Origin of the sequence: Methanobrevibacter ruminantium M1, from assembly GCF_000024185.1 — an archaeon.
Classification (GTDB): Archaea; Methanobacteriota; Methanobacteria; order Methanobacteriales; family Methanobacteriaceae; genus Methanobrevibacter; species Methanobrevibacter ruminantium.
Window position 1 is genome coordinate 1,453,849 of record NC_013790.1, and the last position, 16,711, is coordinate 1,470,559.

Sequence of the window (16,711 nt, forward strand, 5' to 3'; positions counted from 1 at the left end):
TAATCATTTAATAACTATTCTTCAACTCAAAGTAAAATTCATTAGCCAATTCATGAGCAGGCTCAATAGACAATGCCTTTTTAACAAAGGACAATGCTCCCATACTATCTCCTTGAATAAACAATATCTTACCAATGAGATAATAAGCATCTGCAGATTGATTGTCATAATTTATGATTATATCAGTTAGAATGTCTTTTGCAATTGAATAGTTTTCCTTATTAAACTCTTCCAATGCCTTTTCATATTCCTCTTGGGCTTCATCATCTTCTATCTCAATTTCAGCATTATCCGCTTCTCTTTCATCATCTATTTCAATTTCAGCATTATTTGGTTTTTTATCATATTCAACTTCAACATCAGAATGTCCATTTAGATTATCATAATCACTGTTTTCAGTATTAATTCTTTCTTCCTCTAATTTAGCAAGGTCCTCTGGGCTTAGCTTATTCATCTCATCCCACATATAATCTAAAATATATTCCGTGGCCTTCTTATGAAGTGGCTTATTATCATTGCCGCATTTTGGTGAATAAATGCAAGAAGGACATCCGTCCTTGCATTCGCAATTCTTAATCAGGTTTCTAGTTGATTTTGTAAGTTCGGTGATTAGGTCAATCGCCTTTTCACAGATTCCTATTCCTCCCTCATATCCGTCATAGATGAATATAGTCGCTTCCTGTGTGTCCTCATGGTAATTGGTTGAAAGTCCACCTATATCAAACCTGTCGCACATCACATGAAGGGGGAAGAGTCCAATCATAGCATGCTCTGTTCCATGAAGGCCTCCTGCAAAGACTTCAGTTTCATCCTTGTAGATTTCTTCAAGCTTGTCCTTAACGCTATCTGGGATAGTAAACCAAATTCCTTTAGTGTTGAACTTAAGTGGAGGCAGATCGATTATATATTCTCCAATAACCTTTGAATATTGCATCAGCTTATACTTAAAATAGTCTTCCTCTACTTCAAGTTCACCGAAATGGACTGTAAACTCTCCTATCCTATGCTTTTTAATCTTTTTGGTAATCTTGATGTTTGTTCTTTTCAATGCTATTGTATGGGCTTCCACATCCTTCTTTTTGACAAAGATGAAATGGCTGTCTAGATCAACCTTATTTACAATATAGGTCTGTCCTTGGTTTATCAGCACAGCTCCCTCGTGGGCTTCCCTGTACATATTGGACTTTTCCATATGCTCTATCACAGTTCTTCCATTCATCACTGTAAATATCTCATTTGAAATCTGGTCTAAAGAAAAGTTAAAGGATGGGCTGTCATCATATGGATAGATGTAGAATCCTCTGCTTTTTCTTAAATCCCTGTTTCTGACTATATTGTCAAGGAAGTCTTCTGTAACATTGAATTCCTCTTTTGCTTCCTCTAATGTAAGTGGAAGCTCGTTAGCAGCGCAGATGATATGGTTTTTAAGTAGCTTTTCATTGTTTAGGTCAATAACCACATTCTCATGAGGCTTGTCAAAGAAGAATTCCGGGTTTTTCATAAAGTACTGGTCCAGCTGATTCTCGAATGCAACCAAAATGACAAGGGACTTCTGATTTGTACGGCCGGATCTTCCTCCCTGTTGCCAGGTGGAAATCATGGATCCTGGAAATCCGGATATTATAACAGCATCAAGGCTTCCAATGTTTATTCCCAATTCAAGGGCATTTGTGGAGGTGACTCCCAAATAGTCTCTGGACTTCAATCCGTCCTCTATCTGCCTTCTGTCCTCTGCCAAGTAACCTGCCCGATAGGCTGCAATCTTTTCGACGTTTCGCTTTTTGACCTTTTCCATATCACGTTTTGTCCATAGTGCAATGAGCTCTGCAATCTTTCTGGATGAGGTAAAGCATAATGTCTGTATGTCCTTTAAAATCAGATACAGGAATATGCGCTCTGTTTCCATATGGACAGAGCGTGAATACTCATCCATGTCAAATTGGTCCTTGGAATCCTTTTTGATTGACTTATATGGATTGTACAATACAAAATCCTTCTCTCCGCTAGGGGAGGAGTCCTCGTCAATGAGTTCAAAACTCTCTCCTGTAAGCTTCTCTGCAAGTTCCAATGGGTTTGCAAGGGTTGCTGAGGACAATATGAATTTAGGTTCAGAGCCGTAAAACTTTGCAATCCTTTTAAGTCTCCTGATAAGAAACGCCACATTGGAACCGAAGATTCCCTTATAATAATGGGCCTCATCGATGATGATATACTTTAGGTTTGAGTAGAATCGCTCCCATTGGTGGTGCCAAGCCAATATATGATGAATCTGGTATGGGTTGGTCAAGATGATGCGAGACTCCTGTCTGATTTTATATCTTTTAGCCTTTGGAGTGTCCCCATCGTAAGGGTTTGGGTTTAGATCAAGGCCCATCTCATCCTCAAAGTTCCTTAGGACCTTCAATTGGTCGTAGGATAAGGCCTTTGCAGGGTAAATATATAATGCACATGCATCATTATCGCTAATAAGTTCCTCTAAGACTGGCAGGTTGAAGGCCAATGTCTTTCCGCTTGCTGTAGGGGTGGTTATTATGATGTTCTTATCTTCTCTTGTTTTTTCAATAGCCAATGCCTGATGTCTGTAGAGCTTTATCTTCTTATCCTCAAGATATTGGAGAATTCTTTTGTTTAATACATCTACCTTCTTATAGCTTGCATCTTTCCCTGGAATGGTTTCCACATATTCGATCTTTCTTCTAAAACGAATGTCGTTTTTGAATTGATCGATTTTGCCCATCTGCTTATCTTTGCTTTCGGTAGACATATTATCAGTTTCTTTTAATTTAATAGATAAATTAAGGATTTTTATTATTTTGGGCCTTTTAAGAGCTCTATTAAAAAAAATCCACTTCTTTTTTTAAAAGTTTTATCTTTATAATTTCTTTAATTTTTATCCTTTTTAAAAAATTTTATAACAATTATATATTTGCTTATTTTTCATAATAAAACTTATCATTAAGTTCATCATATTTTTCATCAAATTGATTTAATATTGTTATTTTAGTAAAAATATTAGTTTTCACATGCTCTTATGTAATCTTTATAAAGTATAAATACTAAAAGTAAATATAAGAATTGAAACAAAGTTTTAAGGAATTTTTATAGATTTTAAGATTGATTGAGTATTCATATTTTTAATGCTATATATCACACAATTTATTCAAATTTTATTCAATTAATCAATAGTTAATCAGTAGTTAATTATAGAATCTAATTAATTAAATAAGTTTATAAATCATTATTTTAATATTATATTGACTAAAAATATTTAAAAGAATTATATTATTGGGGTGATTATGTGATAAGTTACGAAGAATTTGAAAAGCTGGTTGTAGAGATATTAGAAAGGGATATCTCTTCCAATTCAGACCAAAAGGCCGCTATATCTGCTGATAAGTCACAATCCTTATTTATTGTAGCAGGTCCAGGCTCTGGAAAGACTACAGTTATGGTTTTAAAGATACTTAAATTTATTTTTGTAGATGATGTCCAGCCAAAGGAGATACTTGCAACTACATTTACTAAAAAGGCTGCTTCAGAACTATTATCCCGTATATTAAGCTGGGGAGATAAGCTTAAGAAAAAAATCCCTGTTTTTATTATGGATAAGGTAATGAATGGGGAAATGGCAGATGGCTCTGTTGTAGATAAGGTTAGAAAAATCGATTTCAATCAAATCAATGTAGGAACAATAGACAGCATAGCAGATGAGCTCTTAAGGGTCCATAGGGATGCAGGTACAAGCCAGCCTATTCTGATTGAGGATTTTGTTGCAAATTCAGTTATGATTAATGAATGTCTTTTAAAGAATGATATGTATTTGCATGAGTCCTTGCAGGAGTATTTGGCTGAGATAACAGGAAAGGAATCTCAAATTGACCAAAAGCCTAAGGTTAAAAACCTTACAGCCATGGCAGATATCCTCCTTAGCATTAAGGAGCATATATATTACAATATGGTTGACATTAATGATATACTGGCTGATACAAAGGATAATGAAAGGGGAAAGAAAATAGCATTGAATCTTATTATGGAATATGAAAAAACCCTTAGAAGTCAGAATATCTTTGATTTTGCCATGTTAGAGACTGAATTTTTAAACAGATTGAGTTCAGGTAAATTGGATAGCTTTTTAGATGATGTTAAAGTGATTTTAGTTGACGAATATCAGGACACCAATCTCCTTCAGGAAAGCATTTACTTTAGGATTGCAGAATCTGCCATTAAAAATGGCGGTAACATTACTGTTGTAGGAGATGACGACCAATCTTTATACAGATTTAGAGGAGCAAGCGTTGACTTGTTTACCAATTTCATTGAAAGAGTTTCTAGAATTGGCATAGAAGCGAAAGAGATAAATCTTAAGACAAATTACAGATCAACTGAAAACATCATTGACTTATGCAATGACTTTGTTGAATTGGATGATGAGTATCAGGATGCTCGTGTAAAGGAAAAGCCTAAAATCGTTTTTCCTAATCTTGATTCTTCTGAAGATACTTCAGAAAATGAATCTCCAGAAGACCTACCTAATGAGGATGAAATAGAAACCCAAAAGATTCCTGTTTTAGGCATGTTCCGTTCATCTGAAGAAAAGCTTGCAATGGATTTGACTAACTTTTTAGATGAACTAAACAGAAAAGGAAAAGTAAAGAGAAAAGTAAAGAGAGTCTTAAACAAGGACATCAATAAAAAACTAAATTCAGACAGTGAAGATGCCTTGGAAAGCTATAAGAAGTCTGGCTTTGAGCTTGCTCAAAGCGAAGGGGAAATCATAATAGAGCTTGATGAGGAGACAGGTTCCATAGATGATGTTGCATTTTTAACATATTCCCCTAAGGAAGTCACTCATAACTCTCGCAAATTCCCATTTATTCTTAAAAAACGCTTAGAACACCTTAGAACTCCAATTAGAGTATTCAATCCAAGGGGACAGGATCTGCAGGATATCGAATCTGTTGCAGTGTTCTGCGGGTTGATGCTTGAATGCATAGATCCAAACTCCTATTACCAGAATTCAAATAAAAAGCTTCCTCGCCTTGCAAGACGAAATATGTCTGTATGGAGAAGAAAAGCCCAATCATTCATCAAGGATGTAAATCCAGAGCCTCACTCTCCAATTTCCCTTGAGGATTTCATAATTCATTGGCAGGTAAGGCAGCCTTTCAATACAAACGGTTCAAAAGACCTGAAATGGCCTAAGGAAGCAGGCCTAATGGAACTTGCTTATAAATTGGTTACTTGGATTGAAGAGTTTCAGGATGATGACGAAGGACTGGTATACCTAAAGGCGATTACCCAAACAATCAATCAGACAAGCTTCTTTAATAAATACTCTTCAAACATAGTTTTCACTTCCCATGAGGCTGAAGAGGAATCAATCAATGAGGCATTGATGAACATATTCGTACCTATTGCCGTTGGGGGAGTTAAGATTGATGAAAACCTATTTGAAGTCATACCTCCAAACAGGTTTAATATAATGTCCATACATCAATCTAAAGGCTTGGAATTTCCTCTTGTGATTGTAGATGTTGGGTCCAGGTTTAAGAAGAATACGGTAAGGGAATCCAACCTAAGGTTTCCTAAAAAGGCAGACAAGTCATCAATCATTCAGGATAGAATACGAAAATACAGCAGCTTAGGTGAAAGCGAAAGGGATTCAAAGGATAGGGCCTTTGATGATCTTACCCGACTATACTTTGTTGCATTCTCAAGAGCCAAGGATGTTTTGCTATTAGTTGGTTTAAATCCAAATATTGATGGATATAAACAAAAAGATAAATTGCAAAAAATACCTAATGTTGCTTTAGGTTGGAATAGGGATGAAGAATTCATAGGGTTTGATGACATTTATTTAATTTAATTAGTCGTTATTTTGATTTAATTATATGAAAAATTGTATTGTGTTTTATTATTAATTAGCATTTTTCAGTTTTTCATAGATTAGACTAATCATTATTTTGTTATCATTTTGGATTATTAAATTGGATATTTCATTATAAAATTCAGAAGTATTAAATTTATATTAACTTATATGTTACTTATTAAAAATTATTAAGTAAATATGAAAGAATAATTAAATTTATATATTACTTATTAAAAATTATTAAGTAAATATGAAAATAATAATTAATATATATAACTTATTAAAAATCATTAAGCAAATATGAAAAAATATGGTCAATTAGCAGTCATTCAATTAAGGTGTAAAGATGAAACTATCAACACGTTCTAAAGAGTATATTATTCCAGAATATAGTCTAACTGGAGACTTATTGTCCTTTCTCACTTGCAATTTGCAATATCGCTATCAGAATAAGGGAAATCTTCCTCCTTCCATGCCTATTCAATTGTGGTTTGGTGAATTTATTCATGGAGTCATGGAAGAGGCTTATTTAAAATGGAATAACCTTAGTGATGAAGAAAAGAAGGATTTCAAATGGGATTGGGAAAGAGATATAAAGCCTATAGAGGATATAATCACAAAAAGACTTAAGGTAAAAGGCCTTAATCCTCCAATCAATTATACTGAAAATTATGGTCCTAAGGAAAACATGTACAGTGCCAGAGTGGACAGATCAATAAAGATTTGGGGACCTCATCTCTTTCCATTGATAGAGGATGCTGAAGTTTTGATAAAGGGCATTCGAGATATGCCTAAGGACAATGAAGGACATTCAAGGTCTGAGTATTATTCTATAAATGGGGTGATAGATGTATTAAGCTCAGTCAAGTTAGATGAGATATATTCAATAGAGAATGATTTTAATGGTGATAATGAAAAATCAAAAAATACATTCAAACAAACAACTTTAGATAGTTTCTTTGTTATTGATTCATGTGACATTGATAATGTTAGAGATAAATCCTCTAAGAAATCAGGAAATAAAATTTTAGAATATTTGGCTAATAATGAAGAGTTTAAAACTATTCTGGAAAATTTAGAAGATGATGAATATGAAATAATTATAGATTATAAGGGTATGAGAAGGCCTAGCGCTCCAAATAAAAATGATATTGATAAAAATAATATTCATTTGTTAAATGAGGATTCTAATGATGAAAACTCATTGGAAGATTATAAAACTTGGATTCAGCATGAATGGCAAATTTTAACTTATGCTTGGCTAAGATCCATGCAGGAAGATGCTAAACCAGTTATCTGTGGAATTATTTTCTATCTGAATGAATTGGTTCCTTCTACTGAGGATTTGTTATTGATAAGGGAAGATTTAGAAAACAATAAAACGGACATTCCTAGGCAATCCATTCCTAAGGACTGGGAAATATTAAAGAATTGGGATGAAAATGGTCCGAAGGCGATTCACGATGACTTGTCTAAAAAATTTAAGATGGACCGGTCAATTAGGATAATAAATATAAAGGAAGATTTAATAGATGATTCTCTATTGGAATTTGATGAAGTTGTAAATCAGATAGAAAGCTCTATGATTAGGGAATTAAATGGTTCTAAGATTAAGGAAGCTTGGAATGCAAATGCTGAACAGAGAACATGCAATGCTTGTGATTTCAGTACATTTTGTAATAAAAAAGATTTAGAAGAAAATACTAATGAGAATTCAAATGAAGAAGATAATAAACCTGTTTTTTCAGTTCCTTAAGACAAATTAATAGCTTATTTTTTTTAAAAAAAGAATTTATGATTTTTAATAAAAAAAGAGTGTATTATATATTTTTATTAAAAAGAGCGTTTATAAATTTTTATTAAAAAGAACTTTTATGAAAAAAGAAAAAAAGAAATAATTAATAAAATTATTTCATATTTGCAAATGCTTCAATGATTGGTTTTATATTGTCTCTGTGCATACCATAAGCAATTTCTTCATCTTCTATGCCAGCATATGCTCTTGAACCGCTACAGGCTAAAGTTGCATTAGGCTTGCCGCTAACATAAGGTCCGCTAACTGCATCTGCACATAATGACTGAATTCCAGCGAATTTTGCATTGAACATTTCACCGCTATTGTAGACAATAGCTTGAGTGATTCTCATTCCGTTTTTAGGATTTGCAATGACTACAACTACATCAGGAGCGAAATTAGCTTTTTCCAATGGCGCATATACAATGCCAAAGCTTCTTTCATCCTTTCTATAAATATTGTCAAGAACGCTTTTAGCAGTTTCAATAGATTCAAATCTGCCTAAATTATAGTATAATTCACCGCTTGCAATCTTAGGAGGAAGATCGATTAATCCCATTGCAGAAGCTCCGCCAGCACATCTTTGCTCTTCAGCAGTTGAATAGAATGATTCGCCTTTAGCTGCTTTTGTAATCATTTCACAGTGTCTTAATGATTCGTCAATCTTTTCAATACCTTCTGGAACTTCACTTTCATCGTTGATGAATTTAACTGCAACAGGCAATCTGCTAAGCTTTAGCTCATCAATAAATATTTTAGAATAATTAGCATTTTCATTAATATCATAATCCATCTAATCACCATAAACTGAATAATTAATACTATATTTTTTTATTATAGTATATTAAAGTTATGAATTATTATTCATATCTCTTTTTTAAAATCTAATAATTAATTCTCTTAGATTTATCTGAATATAGAATAAATCATTTTATTTATTTTATTCTTATATGTATTAATATATAGTAGTTATTTTTGAAAAATATTGTTTAAAAAGAATTTTTTTAATGATTTTCCTATAATTTAAAGTTATTTACTTATAATATTTATTTAAAAAATTTATTATCTGTTTAAAAAACTTTATATTGTTTAAAATATAATATTATATTGTTTATAAAAATTAAAATTATTTAATTAATTTTACAATATTAATAGACCTAATTTATTGAGATTATTTAATTAATTTTACAATATTAATAGACACTATTTTAATTGAAATTATAGGAAGAAAAATAATGAGCAATTTGAAAATTATTTCATGGAATGTAAATGGCATAAGGACTAGGATAAAAAATAAGGACATCAATCCTGTTTTAGAGAAAGAGCCTGATATTATTTTATTCCAAGAGACTAAAGCTAGCTATGAGCAAATGGATAAGAAATTCTTAAATAAGAATCCCTATGATTATTATTTCTTAAAAGGTGAAAGCGCTAGGACTGGCGGACTAGCAAGCTTTACCAATATTGTACCTAAAATAATCAAAAGATTCTTTATTAAATCTCAAGATGCATTCCATAGGGCATGTGTATTGGATTTTGAAGACTTTACATTAATTCATATTTATGCACCTGCTGGAACTGGTAAAAAAGCTAATTTTAATCAAAAATTAGATTATTTCAACAGTCTATTAAAATATGTAGAAAAGAATAAGGACAAGAATTTGATTATTGCAGGTGACTTTAATATTGCTCATAATGATATAGACATATCCAACAAGGACACTAAAGTTAGCTTCACCGATGAAGAAAGATCTGTTTTAGATAAACTTGAATCATTTGGATTTGTAGATGCCTTAAGATTATTCAATGAAGAAGAATCTTTTTCATACTGGAAAAATAAGGAAGAAAACGATGGTGCACGTTTAGATTATTTCTTTGTTTCTGAATCTCTTAAGGATAAGGTTAAATCTTCTTCTATATTAGTTGATGTTGAAGGTTCTAAACATCTTCCTATTGAACTTGAAATTGAGATTTAATTTTATTTTTTAATTTTCTATAATTTACTTGTTTATTTTTTATTAAACTTTATTCTTTTTTCTTAATTTTTTTTTATCTTTTTTTTATTTTTTCCATTAATTTTTTTCTAATTTTTTTTATCTTTTTTGCTATTCTATTTTTTCTTTTTTCTTTCTTTTCTTTCAACTTTATTTTTCTCATTATACCTTAAAATTATATATAACTTAATAATAATTAATAAGTAATTTAATAAATAATATATATTACTTAATGAAATATAATAAGTAAATTAATTAATAATATATATTACTTGATGATAATCAATAAGTAAATTCAATATTATTATAATATACTTAATGAAATTCATTAAGTAAAAATTTAAAATAATAATTATAAAGAATCTTTTTAGTAAAAAATATTATAAAATAAGTAAATAAATATCCGATTTATAAAAGCATCATAACAAGCTTTCATAATCTGAATAATAATTTATATTAATTAACTCATCAGGATGATTCTCTTCAACTCCATAAAATTCAAAGCCATCTGCAAAGATTTCTCTTAATATTGGATTTAAATTGTCATCCTTGTCTTTAATATAATCAATTAATTCACATCTGCTTGCAGCAAAAGGCATCCCTAATCCTTTAGCAGTGTCTAATTTACCAATATCCAAACGTCTTAAAACAGAAATGGTCTTATTAGGATTGGAAGAATTTAAAATAGAATCTAAAATATTATTAAAAGTAGTTGAACTGACAGTTGGTTGATCTGCAGTTACACAAAGGGCGATGTCTGAATTTATATTATTTAATCCATTTAATAAAGAGACAGATAATCCTACATCAATAGGATTATTCATGACTATCTTTATTCTTTCATCATCAATATCCTTAATTAAAGGTAATATTTCGCTGCTATAATGACCTAATACAATTGCACATTCTTCTATACCCTTTGTATTCAATACATTATCAATTGTTGTTTCTATAACAGTTTTTGATTTAAAGGGGAGTGTAAGCTTATTCTGCAACGGAAGATTCCTTTTCTCTTGATCTTGTCTCATTCTAGAATTTTTTCCTGCTGCAGTTATGACTGCTGAAACACTTAGCATAATATTACCTAAAATTAAATATTAAATATTAAGGATGAATATTCAGTATAATTGTTTTTTTTTAATAGATTAAAGTTTTTCTACTATTTAAACTAAAAATTATATTAAATTAAATCAAAGTATATTTTTAACTAGTTTTTTTTCTAAATAGTAGTTCCTGTTTCTGTACTGTTGGTAGTGGTTACATTATTTGGAATATATTCAACTACATCTGCATATATTGCCATTCCAGTACCGGCACCTTCAGTCCACATATTGATTTGTATAGGATAGTCAAGAGTGTTGGTAACTCTGATTCCAGTTGAAGGACTGTATCCAAAGAGTACAGCATCTTCACCATAATCCATACCTACAGGCAAACTGAATCCTAAAGCTAATACAGCATTTCTTAAAGCTCTTGCTGGAGGACATACACCGTGTGTAGCCATTCCAGACTGTGCATTTGCTTCTTTAACAGCACTGAAATAAACTCCTTCCCTTCCACATCCAGAGGTATTTGCAGGAATTACAGTTCCATTCCATGCTGTAACGAATTGTCTGGCATTATATTCTCTGTTTGCATCGTTATATTGAGGGTGTGAACCTAAGTATGTATAGGTGCTGCTTACAACAGTGCTATTTACATTGTCTTTATAAAGAATTACTGGAGAGCCTCCAGGGTATTTGATTGAATAGTTATAAGCTTCAGGGAATTTCTCTTTAAGCTCAGTTGGAGTAATGTATGAACGGTTATCGTTAAGACCGTCAATACAGAATTCTATATTGTATTTGGAACCAACTTGTGATGTATTATACCAATATTTTATTGTCTCTTCACTTACCATGTCTCCTGGAAGAGTGTCATTAGTTATGTCATTGGCATTAATGTGTTTTATGGTTTCATTTGTCTTGTTGTTAATGATGTCAATACCACCTTCAACAATCACCGCTTGTGTGTATGGGGTATTGAATCCATATAAAAAGTTTCCAGGTTCAACAATGTTGATCTGGTCTTTTTCAATATCGATATAAGCAGGACCTTTGATTCCTTGAATCTCGCCGGATTTAGTAATGTTTCCGGTTACAAGTTCAGATGCAGGGGTAGGTACCACTCCTGTGGATATTGAGAAGAATGCATCTGCAATGTCTCCTCTTAAGATTTGATCAGTCAATGCACCTATATCTGAAACTATAGGGTACTTGTTTATTTTGTTTTTGTCAATTATGTTATCTCCATTGAAGACAGTGGATCCATTCTCATATTTGGAAATTTCAGCCATGTTTTGAGTATTATGGTGACTTGTCATTGCCATGGAGATAGGTATTAGTAAAATTATTATTACAATTAATGCAATAAAAATCTTAAAAGATGTTTTTTTGAATAATCTTGGCATGCTATCTTTACACTCCCATATTTTTATTTAAATCAATTTATTTGTGAATATAATCATTTATCATTTCCTTTTGTTTTTTTATCAATTTTTAAAGATAAATATGAAATGTTTATCCATTTTGGGATTTTTTTATTTAATTTTATCAATTATTTTAGATAAATATGAAATGTTTATCCATTTGGGATTTTTATTTAATTTTATTAGTTTTTATAGAATGAATTTATAAATTTATTGTTCTAAATAAGAATAGTAAGAGATTATCTCCTTAATCGCACTCATAATCACTTTCATTTATCGAATCAGCAATTTCTCTTAATCTATCCTGTATTTTAATAATGGTCTCTTGACCGTTTCCTCCTATAAATATAGCAGGGTCATGTGAGAATTCTGCAACAAATGCAACTATCTCATCCAGATTATTGGCTATTTCGATTCTTCCATCATAATTCAGCAGGCCTAATCTGTAGATTGCCTGATCTAGGGTATCCTCAAGTCCAGGGAATAGAATGATTGCATCGGGATTTGCATTAACAACTTCATTTAAGATGTCCAATCTATGATTCTCATTATGCCTTGGAGTTCCAATGAAGATTGCAGTGAAGTCAACTTCATCAAGAATGACCTTAATCGCATCTGAATTGTCGGATTTTCCTATATAGATTGTGCAGTCATTTAGCTTAAGAAGCTCTAATCTTCCTTTTACAGGTTTAAAGTTTTCTAGGCTTGTTTTAATGATTTCCTCATCTATCTCAAAAACATTTTCATTTATGTATTCGGATAATGATTGGCTTAATCCTGCATTCAATCTATTGAATCTGCCGAAAAGATCAATTTCATAATCTGTTTCGCCGTATTCTATGGTATTTTTAGAAATGCCAATAAATTCTTCCTTAAAGCTCTCTGGAAACTCGGGGTTCTTATTTAAAAATATTGTTTTATCTTTGAAAAACTCCTTTAGGGAATCTTTATATCCTTCCATTGAACCGTGAACGTCCATATGATCATTTCCCATATTTGTTAGGGCTATAATGTCAAAGTCAAAGCAATATCTGCAGAATCCGACAGTCATATCACAAACTTCAATAAGCAAGACATCATATTCTTCCTCATCTGCTTCTAGGATAAGGTCATAATAGCCTTCAAAGCCTCCTCCACCATTTCCTCCGACTAAAACATTTTTGCCGGCATTTTCTAGGATTTCCTTAATCATGGACACAGTGGTTGTCTTTCCATTGGTTCCGGTTACTCCAATTGTAAAGATATCCCTATGCTTGGTCTTAACGTCACATAGGAGTTTTCCAGAGTTTTTATAATGCTCTGCAATTCTGCTTCCCCAAATGCTAGGGCTTAATACAACTGCATCAGCGGAATTGATGATTTCCTGATTGTTAAATCCTAAATCAATGGTTAGATTATCCTTTTGGAAAGTGATTTTATCCTTAGATGGAGATACATTCACTTGGGCAAGGCTTATAGGCAGATTGTCCATTTTGATATTGACATTCAAGTCACTTGCATAAACATCCCAATTATGTTTTAATAGGGAATTCAATGCTTTTTTCCCTTCTACGCCTAAACCTATTATAGCAGCCTTCATTATCTCACTTATTTTTAAGATTTTGCTAAATCATTCGTTCGATTAAATACTAATAATATTAAATTAATATAAAAATGTTTTATATTAATTTATATTTATGTTAATTATTATTAATAAATTTAACATTTCGTAACTAGAGAAACTATTTATAGGGTATAGTTTTGAATGTGTTTAATTCGATTATTTAAGAAAATTTTATAAATCAAATTATCTATTTTTAGGATATTGTTTATTGTTTAATTCGATTATTTAAGAAAATTTTATAAATCAAATTATCTATTTTTAGGATATTGTTTATTGTTTAATTCGATTATTTAAGAAAATTTTATAAATCAATTTAACTAATTATATATTATATGAAAGGTGAAATGATGACATCTGATGAAAAAATTAAATTAGTAGAAGAACTCTGTATGACTCCAGGTATCTCTGGGTTTGAAGAAAAGATTGCAGAGATTATTAAAAGAGAATTAAAAGATGTAGCAGATAAAATTGAAGTAGACAAGATGGGAAATCTAATCGCTACTAAAAAAGGTTCTTCTAAAAAAGGACCAACCGTAATGTTGGCATCCCATATGGATGAAATTGGTTTGATGGTAAGCTATATCGACGATAATGGTTACCTTAAGTTTGCAACCATTGGCGGAATCAACGATCAAATGCTTATGAACCAAACAGTTGTTATCCATTCCAAAAATGGTGATGTGACTGGAGTTATCGGTTCTAAGCCACCTCATGTAACCAAGCCTGAAGAGAAAAAGAAAGTTGTTCCATATGATGAAATGTTTATTGATATTGGAGCAAAGGATAAGGAGCAAGCTGAAGAGATGGTTTCCATTGGAGATCCAATTACATTTAAAACATGGTTTGAAGCATTTCCAAATAATTTAGTAATGTGTAAGGCATTGGATAACCGTTTAGGCTGTTATGTCATGATGGAAGTCTTAAAAAGAGTGGATTCCAAAGCTACAGTATATGGTGTTGGAACAACCCAAGAGGAAGTTGGCTTGAAAGGTGCAAAAGTAACTTCATATAAGTTAAACCCAGATATGGCATTTGCTCTTGACGTTACCTTATCCGGAGATCACCCTGGAATAAAACCTGAAGAGGCTCCTGTTGTTATAGGAAAAGGACCTGCTGTAATCTTAATCGATGCAAGCGGCAGAGGAATAATTACTCCTAAATACATTAGAGAGCTTTTGATTAACACTGGAGAAAAAGAAGAAATTCCATACCAGCTTGAAGTAAGTAGTGGTGGTACAACTGATGGTACAGCAATTCACCTTACCAAAGAAGGAATTCCTACCGGTGTATTATCTGTTCCAACCAGGTATATTCACACAACTGTTAGCGTAGCAAGTATGGATGATGTTGAAAATACAATTCAATTGATTGTAGCTGCTATAAACAGTTTAGAAATAAATTTTAAATACATTTTCAGTATTTTAAATACTTTTTAACTTTTAAGTATTTTTACAGTATTTTAAATACTTTTATAATTTTTTAAGTATTTTTAGAATAATTAATTTATTCTAAATTCTTTTTTTTATTTTTCTATATTTTTCTATATTTTTCTTTATTTTTTTTTATTTTTCTATATTTTTCTATATTTTCTTTATTATATTTCCTTAAATAATCTTAATAAATTATTTTTTCCTTTTTTTATTGATTTAATTACCATAAGGACTAAAACCCTCTTGGAAATGCTCACACAATTTTTCTAATTCTTTTGGAATGTTTATTTTTTGAGTGCAATAATCTATGCAGGTTTCACACTGTGTGCAGTCGCTTGCTGGAACCTTCTCATCAGCTAACTTATCAAAATACAATCTATAGATATTTGATTCTTTCTGAACTTTATGGTGATTGTATAATCTAAAGTACTCAGGAATTGGAATCTCTAACGGGCATGCCTTAAGACAGTATCCGCATTCGCTGCATGGCACTGCAAGATTTTCTCTTAATTTATCTGCTTCTTTAAGCAAGAAGTCAAATTCCTCTTCGCTTAATGGTTTGAAGTTTTCAAAGGTATTGATATTATCGATTAAGTCTTCCATTTTGCTCATCCCACTTAAAACTATTTTCACATGTTCAAGGGATGCACAGAATCTCATTGCAAAGCTTGCTATTGAAGCGTCTTGACTAAGCTCCTTGAAATCATTATTTATTTCTTCAGGTTGGTTTACAATCACTCCTCCCTTTAATGGTTCCATCACATAGACATCAAGGCCATGCTCTACACATAAATCGTAGCATTTATGGGCTTCGATAGCTGGATCTTCCCAATCCAAATAGTTAAGCTCCAATTGCACAATGTCAATGTCTTTAGCATATTTATTAAGGAACTTTTCTAACAAATCGGAATTCTCATGGAAACTGATTCCAATCTTCTTTGCTATGCCCTTTTCTTTCATATTCTTTACATATTCAAATGTATTATGTTCCTCAGCCAGTTCTAGCCATGGAATATTAATATTATGTACAAAAAAGACATCAAAATAGTCGATTCCAAGCCTTTCAAGCATAGTATTTACAAATTTCTCATTGTCTTCTTCACTTGTAAGGGCCCAAGTAGGCATCTTATCACAGATAAGGAATGATTCGCGAGGATATCTTTCAACAAGGGCTTTTTTAATTGCAATCTCGCTCATTCCATTATGATATGCATAGGATGTGTCAAAATAGTTAAATCCTTTTTCCATATAGGTATCAACCATCTCATTAAAGTATTCTTGGTCAATTGACTGTGGATTGTTTTCATCCTTTAGGGGCAATCTCATACAGCCAAAACCAAATTTAGATTTGTATTTCATTTTCTTTACTCCAAACATTATCCATTGTTATATATATTTATGTATCTAAAGTTTTCATATATATAAATATTCATTTTTCTTAAAAATTTCTTTAATTATATTAATTTATTTTAGTTATCTTAAACAGATTAATGTTATTTTTTTAATATTTGTTCAATAAATTAAATATGCTTATTGAAATTTAATAAGGATTG

The 16,711-nt window shown here is 31.3% G+C and carries 10 protein-coding genes; 4 read left to right on the forward strand and 6 right to left on the reverse strand.

Annotated features, from left to right (window positions below; genetic code table 11):
* Positions 1–7: 7 nt before the first annotated feature.
* Positions 8–2,764: a DEAD/DEAH box helicase gene (locus MRU_RS05575; RefSeq protein WP_012955911.1), complete on the reverse strand. Its 2,757-nt coding sequence runs from the start codon at positions 2,762–2,764 to the stop codon at positions 8–10.
* A 534-nt stretch (positions 2,765–3,298) separates the two neighbouring features.
* Here MRU_RS05575 and MRU_RS05580 point away from each other — a divergent pair.
* Together MRU_RS05580 and MRU_RS05585 are read left to right on the forward strand one after the other, a co-directional pair.
* Positions 3,299–5,866 carry an ATP-dependent helicase gene (locus MRU_RS05580; protein ID WP_012955912.1) on the forward strand — a complete coding sequence of 856 codons (2,568 nt, stop codon included), beginning with the start codon at positions 3,299–3,301 and terminating at the stop codon, positions 5,864–5,866.
* Positions 5,867–6,215: 349 nt separating this feature from the next.
* Entirely contained in the window at positions 6,216–7,625 is a 1,410-nt protein-coding gene (locus tag MRU_RS05585; protein ID WP_012955913.1) for a PD-(D/E)XK nuclease family protein, read from the forward strand.
* Between the two features lie 151 nt (positions 7,626–7,776).
* Here MRU_RS05585 and MRU_RS05590 read toward each other — a convergent pair whose 3' ends face one another.
* Complete coding sequence (locus MRU_RS05590) at positions 7,777–8,457, reverse strand: DUF169 domain-containing protein (RefSeq protein WP_012955914.1); 681 nt, start codon at positions 8,455–8,457, stop codon at positions 7,777–7,779.
* Between the two features lie 442 nt (positions 8,458–8,899).
* On the opposite strand from MRU_RS05590, the gene MRU_RS05595 reads away from it, so the two are divergent.
* On the forward strand, positions 8,900–9,640 hold the full coding sequence (locus MRU_RS05595; RefSeq protein WP_012955915.1) for an exodeoxyribonuclease III: 741 nt from the start codon (positions 8,900–8,902) through the stop codon (positions 9,638–9,640).
* Positions 9,641–10,077: 437 nt separating this feature from the next.
* On the opposite strand, the gene MRU_RS05600 is transcribed toward MRU_RS05595, so the two are convergent.
* The 3 genes from MRU_RS05600 to MRU_RS05610 all read right to left on the reverse strand — a co-directional run bounded on the left by MRU_RS05600 (position 10,078) and on the right by MRU_RS05610 (position 13,704).
* On the reverse strand, positions 10,078–10,734 hold the full coding sequence (locus tag MRU_RS05600) for a nucleotidyltransferase family protein (protein ID WP_012955916.1): 657 nt from the start codon (positions 10,732–10,734) through the stop codon (positions 10,078–10,080).
* A gap of 143 nt (positions 10,735–10,877) precedes the next feature.
* Entirely contained in the window at positions 10,878–12,026 is a 1,149-nt protein-coding gene (locus MRU_RS05605) for a hypothetical protein (protein WP_143714313.1), read from the reverse strand.
* A 346-nt stretch (positions 12,027–12,372) separates the two neighbouring features.
* Positions 12,373–13,704: a Mur ligase family protein gene (locus tag MRU_RS05610; RefSeq protein ID WP_012955918.1), complete on the reverse strand. Its 1,332-nt coding sequence runs from the start codon at positions 13,702–13,704 to the stop codon at positions 12,373–12,375.
* Between the two features lie 371 nt (positions 13,705–14,075).
* Here MRU_RS05610 and MRU_RS05615 point away from each other — a divergent pair, with 371 nt between their 5' ends.
* On the forward strand, positions 14,076–15,164 hold the full coding sequence (locus MRU_RS05615) for a M42 family metallopeptidase (protein ID WP_048812437.1): 1,089 nt from the start codon (positions 14,076–14,078) through the stop codon (positions 15,162–15,164).
* Positions 15,165–15,374: 210 nt separating this feature from the next.
* Here MRU_RS05615 and MRU_RS05620 read toward each other — a convergent pair whose 3' ends face one another.
* Positions 15,375–16,517: an aldo/keto reductase gene (locus tag MRU_RS05620; RefSeq protein ID WP_048812438.1), complete on the reverse strand. Its 1,143-nt coding sequence runs from the start codon at positions 16,515–16,517 to the stop codon at positions 15,375–15,377.
* Positions 16,518–16,711 lie beyond the last annotated feature (194 nt).

What these genes read in the sequence shown, in the direction of transcription:
- MRU_RS05575 (WP_012955911.1), bottom strand. Translation starts at nt 2,764, where the DNA reads ATGTCTACCGAAAGCAAAGATAAGCAGATGGGCAAAATCGATCAATTC.
- MRU_RS05595 (WP_012955915.1), top strand. Translation starts at nt 8,900, where the DNA reads ATGAGCAATTTGAAAATTATTTCATGGAATGTAAATGGCATAAGGACT.
- MRU_RS05600 (WP_012955916.1), bottom strand. Translation starts at nt 10,734, where the DNA reads ATGCTAAGTGTTTCAGCAGTCATAACTGCAGCAGGAAAAAATTCTAGA.
- MRU_RS05585 (WP_012955913.1), top strand. Translation starts at nt 6,216, where the DNA reads ATGAAACTATCAACACGTTCTAAAGAGTATATTATTCCAGAATATAGT.
- MRU_RS05620 (WP_048812438.1), bottom strand. Translation starts at nt 16,517, where the DNA reads ATGAAATACAAATCTAAATTTGGTTTTGGCTGTATGAGATTGCCCCTA.
- MRU_RS05610 (WP_012955918.1), bottom strand. Translation starts at nt 13,704, where the DNA reads ATGAAGGCTGCTATAATAGGTTTAGGCGTAGAAGGGAAAAAAGCATTG.
- MRU_RS05605 (WP_143714313.1), bottom strand. Translation starts at nt 12,026, where the DNA reads ATGGCAATGACAAGTCACCATAATACTCAAAACATGGCTGAAATTTCC.
- MRU_RS05590 (WP_012955914.1), bottom strand. Translation starts at nt 8,457, where the DNA reads ATGGATTATGATATTAATGAAAATGCTAATTATTCTAAAATATTTATT.
- MRU_RS05615 (WP_048812437.1), top strand. Translation starts at nt 14,076, where the DNA reads ATGACATCTGATGAAAAAATTAAATTAGTAGAAGAACTCTGTATGACT.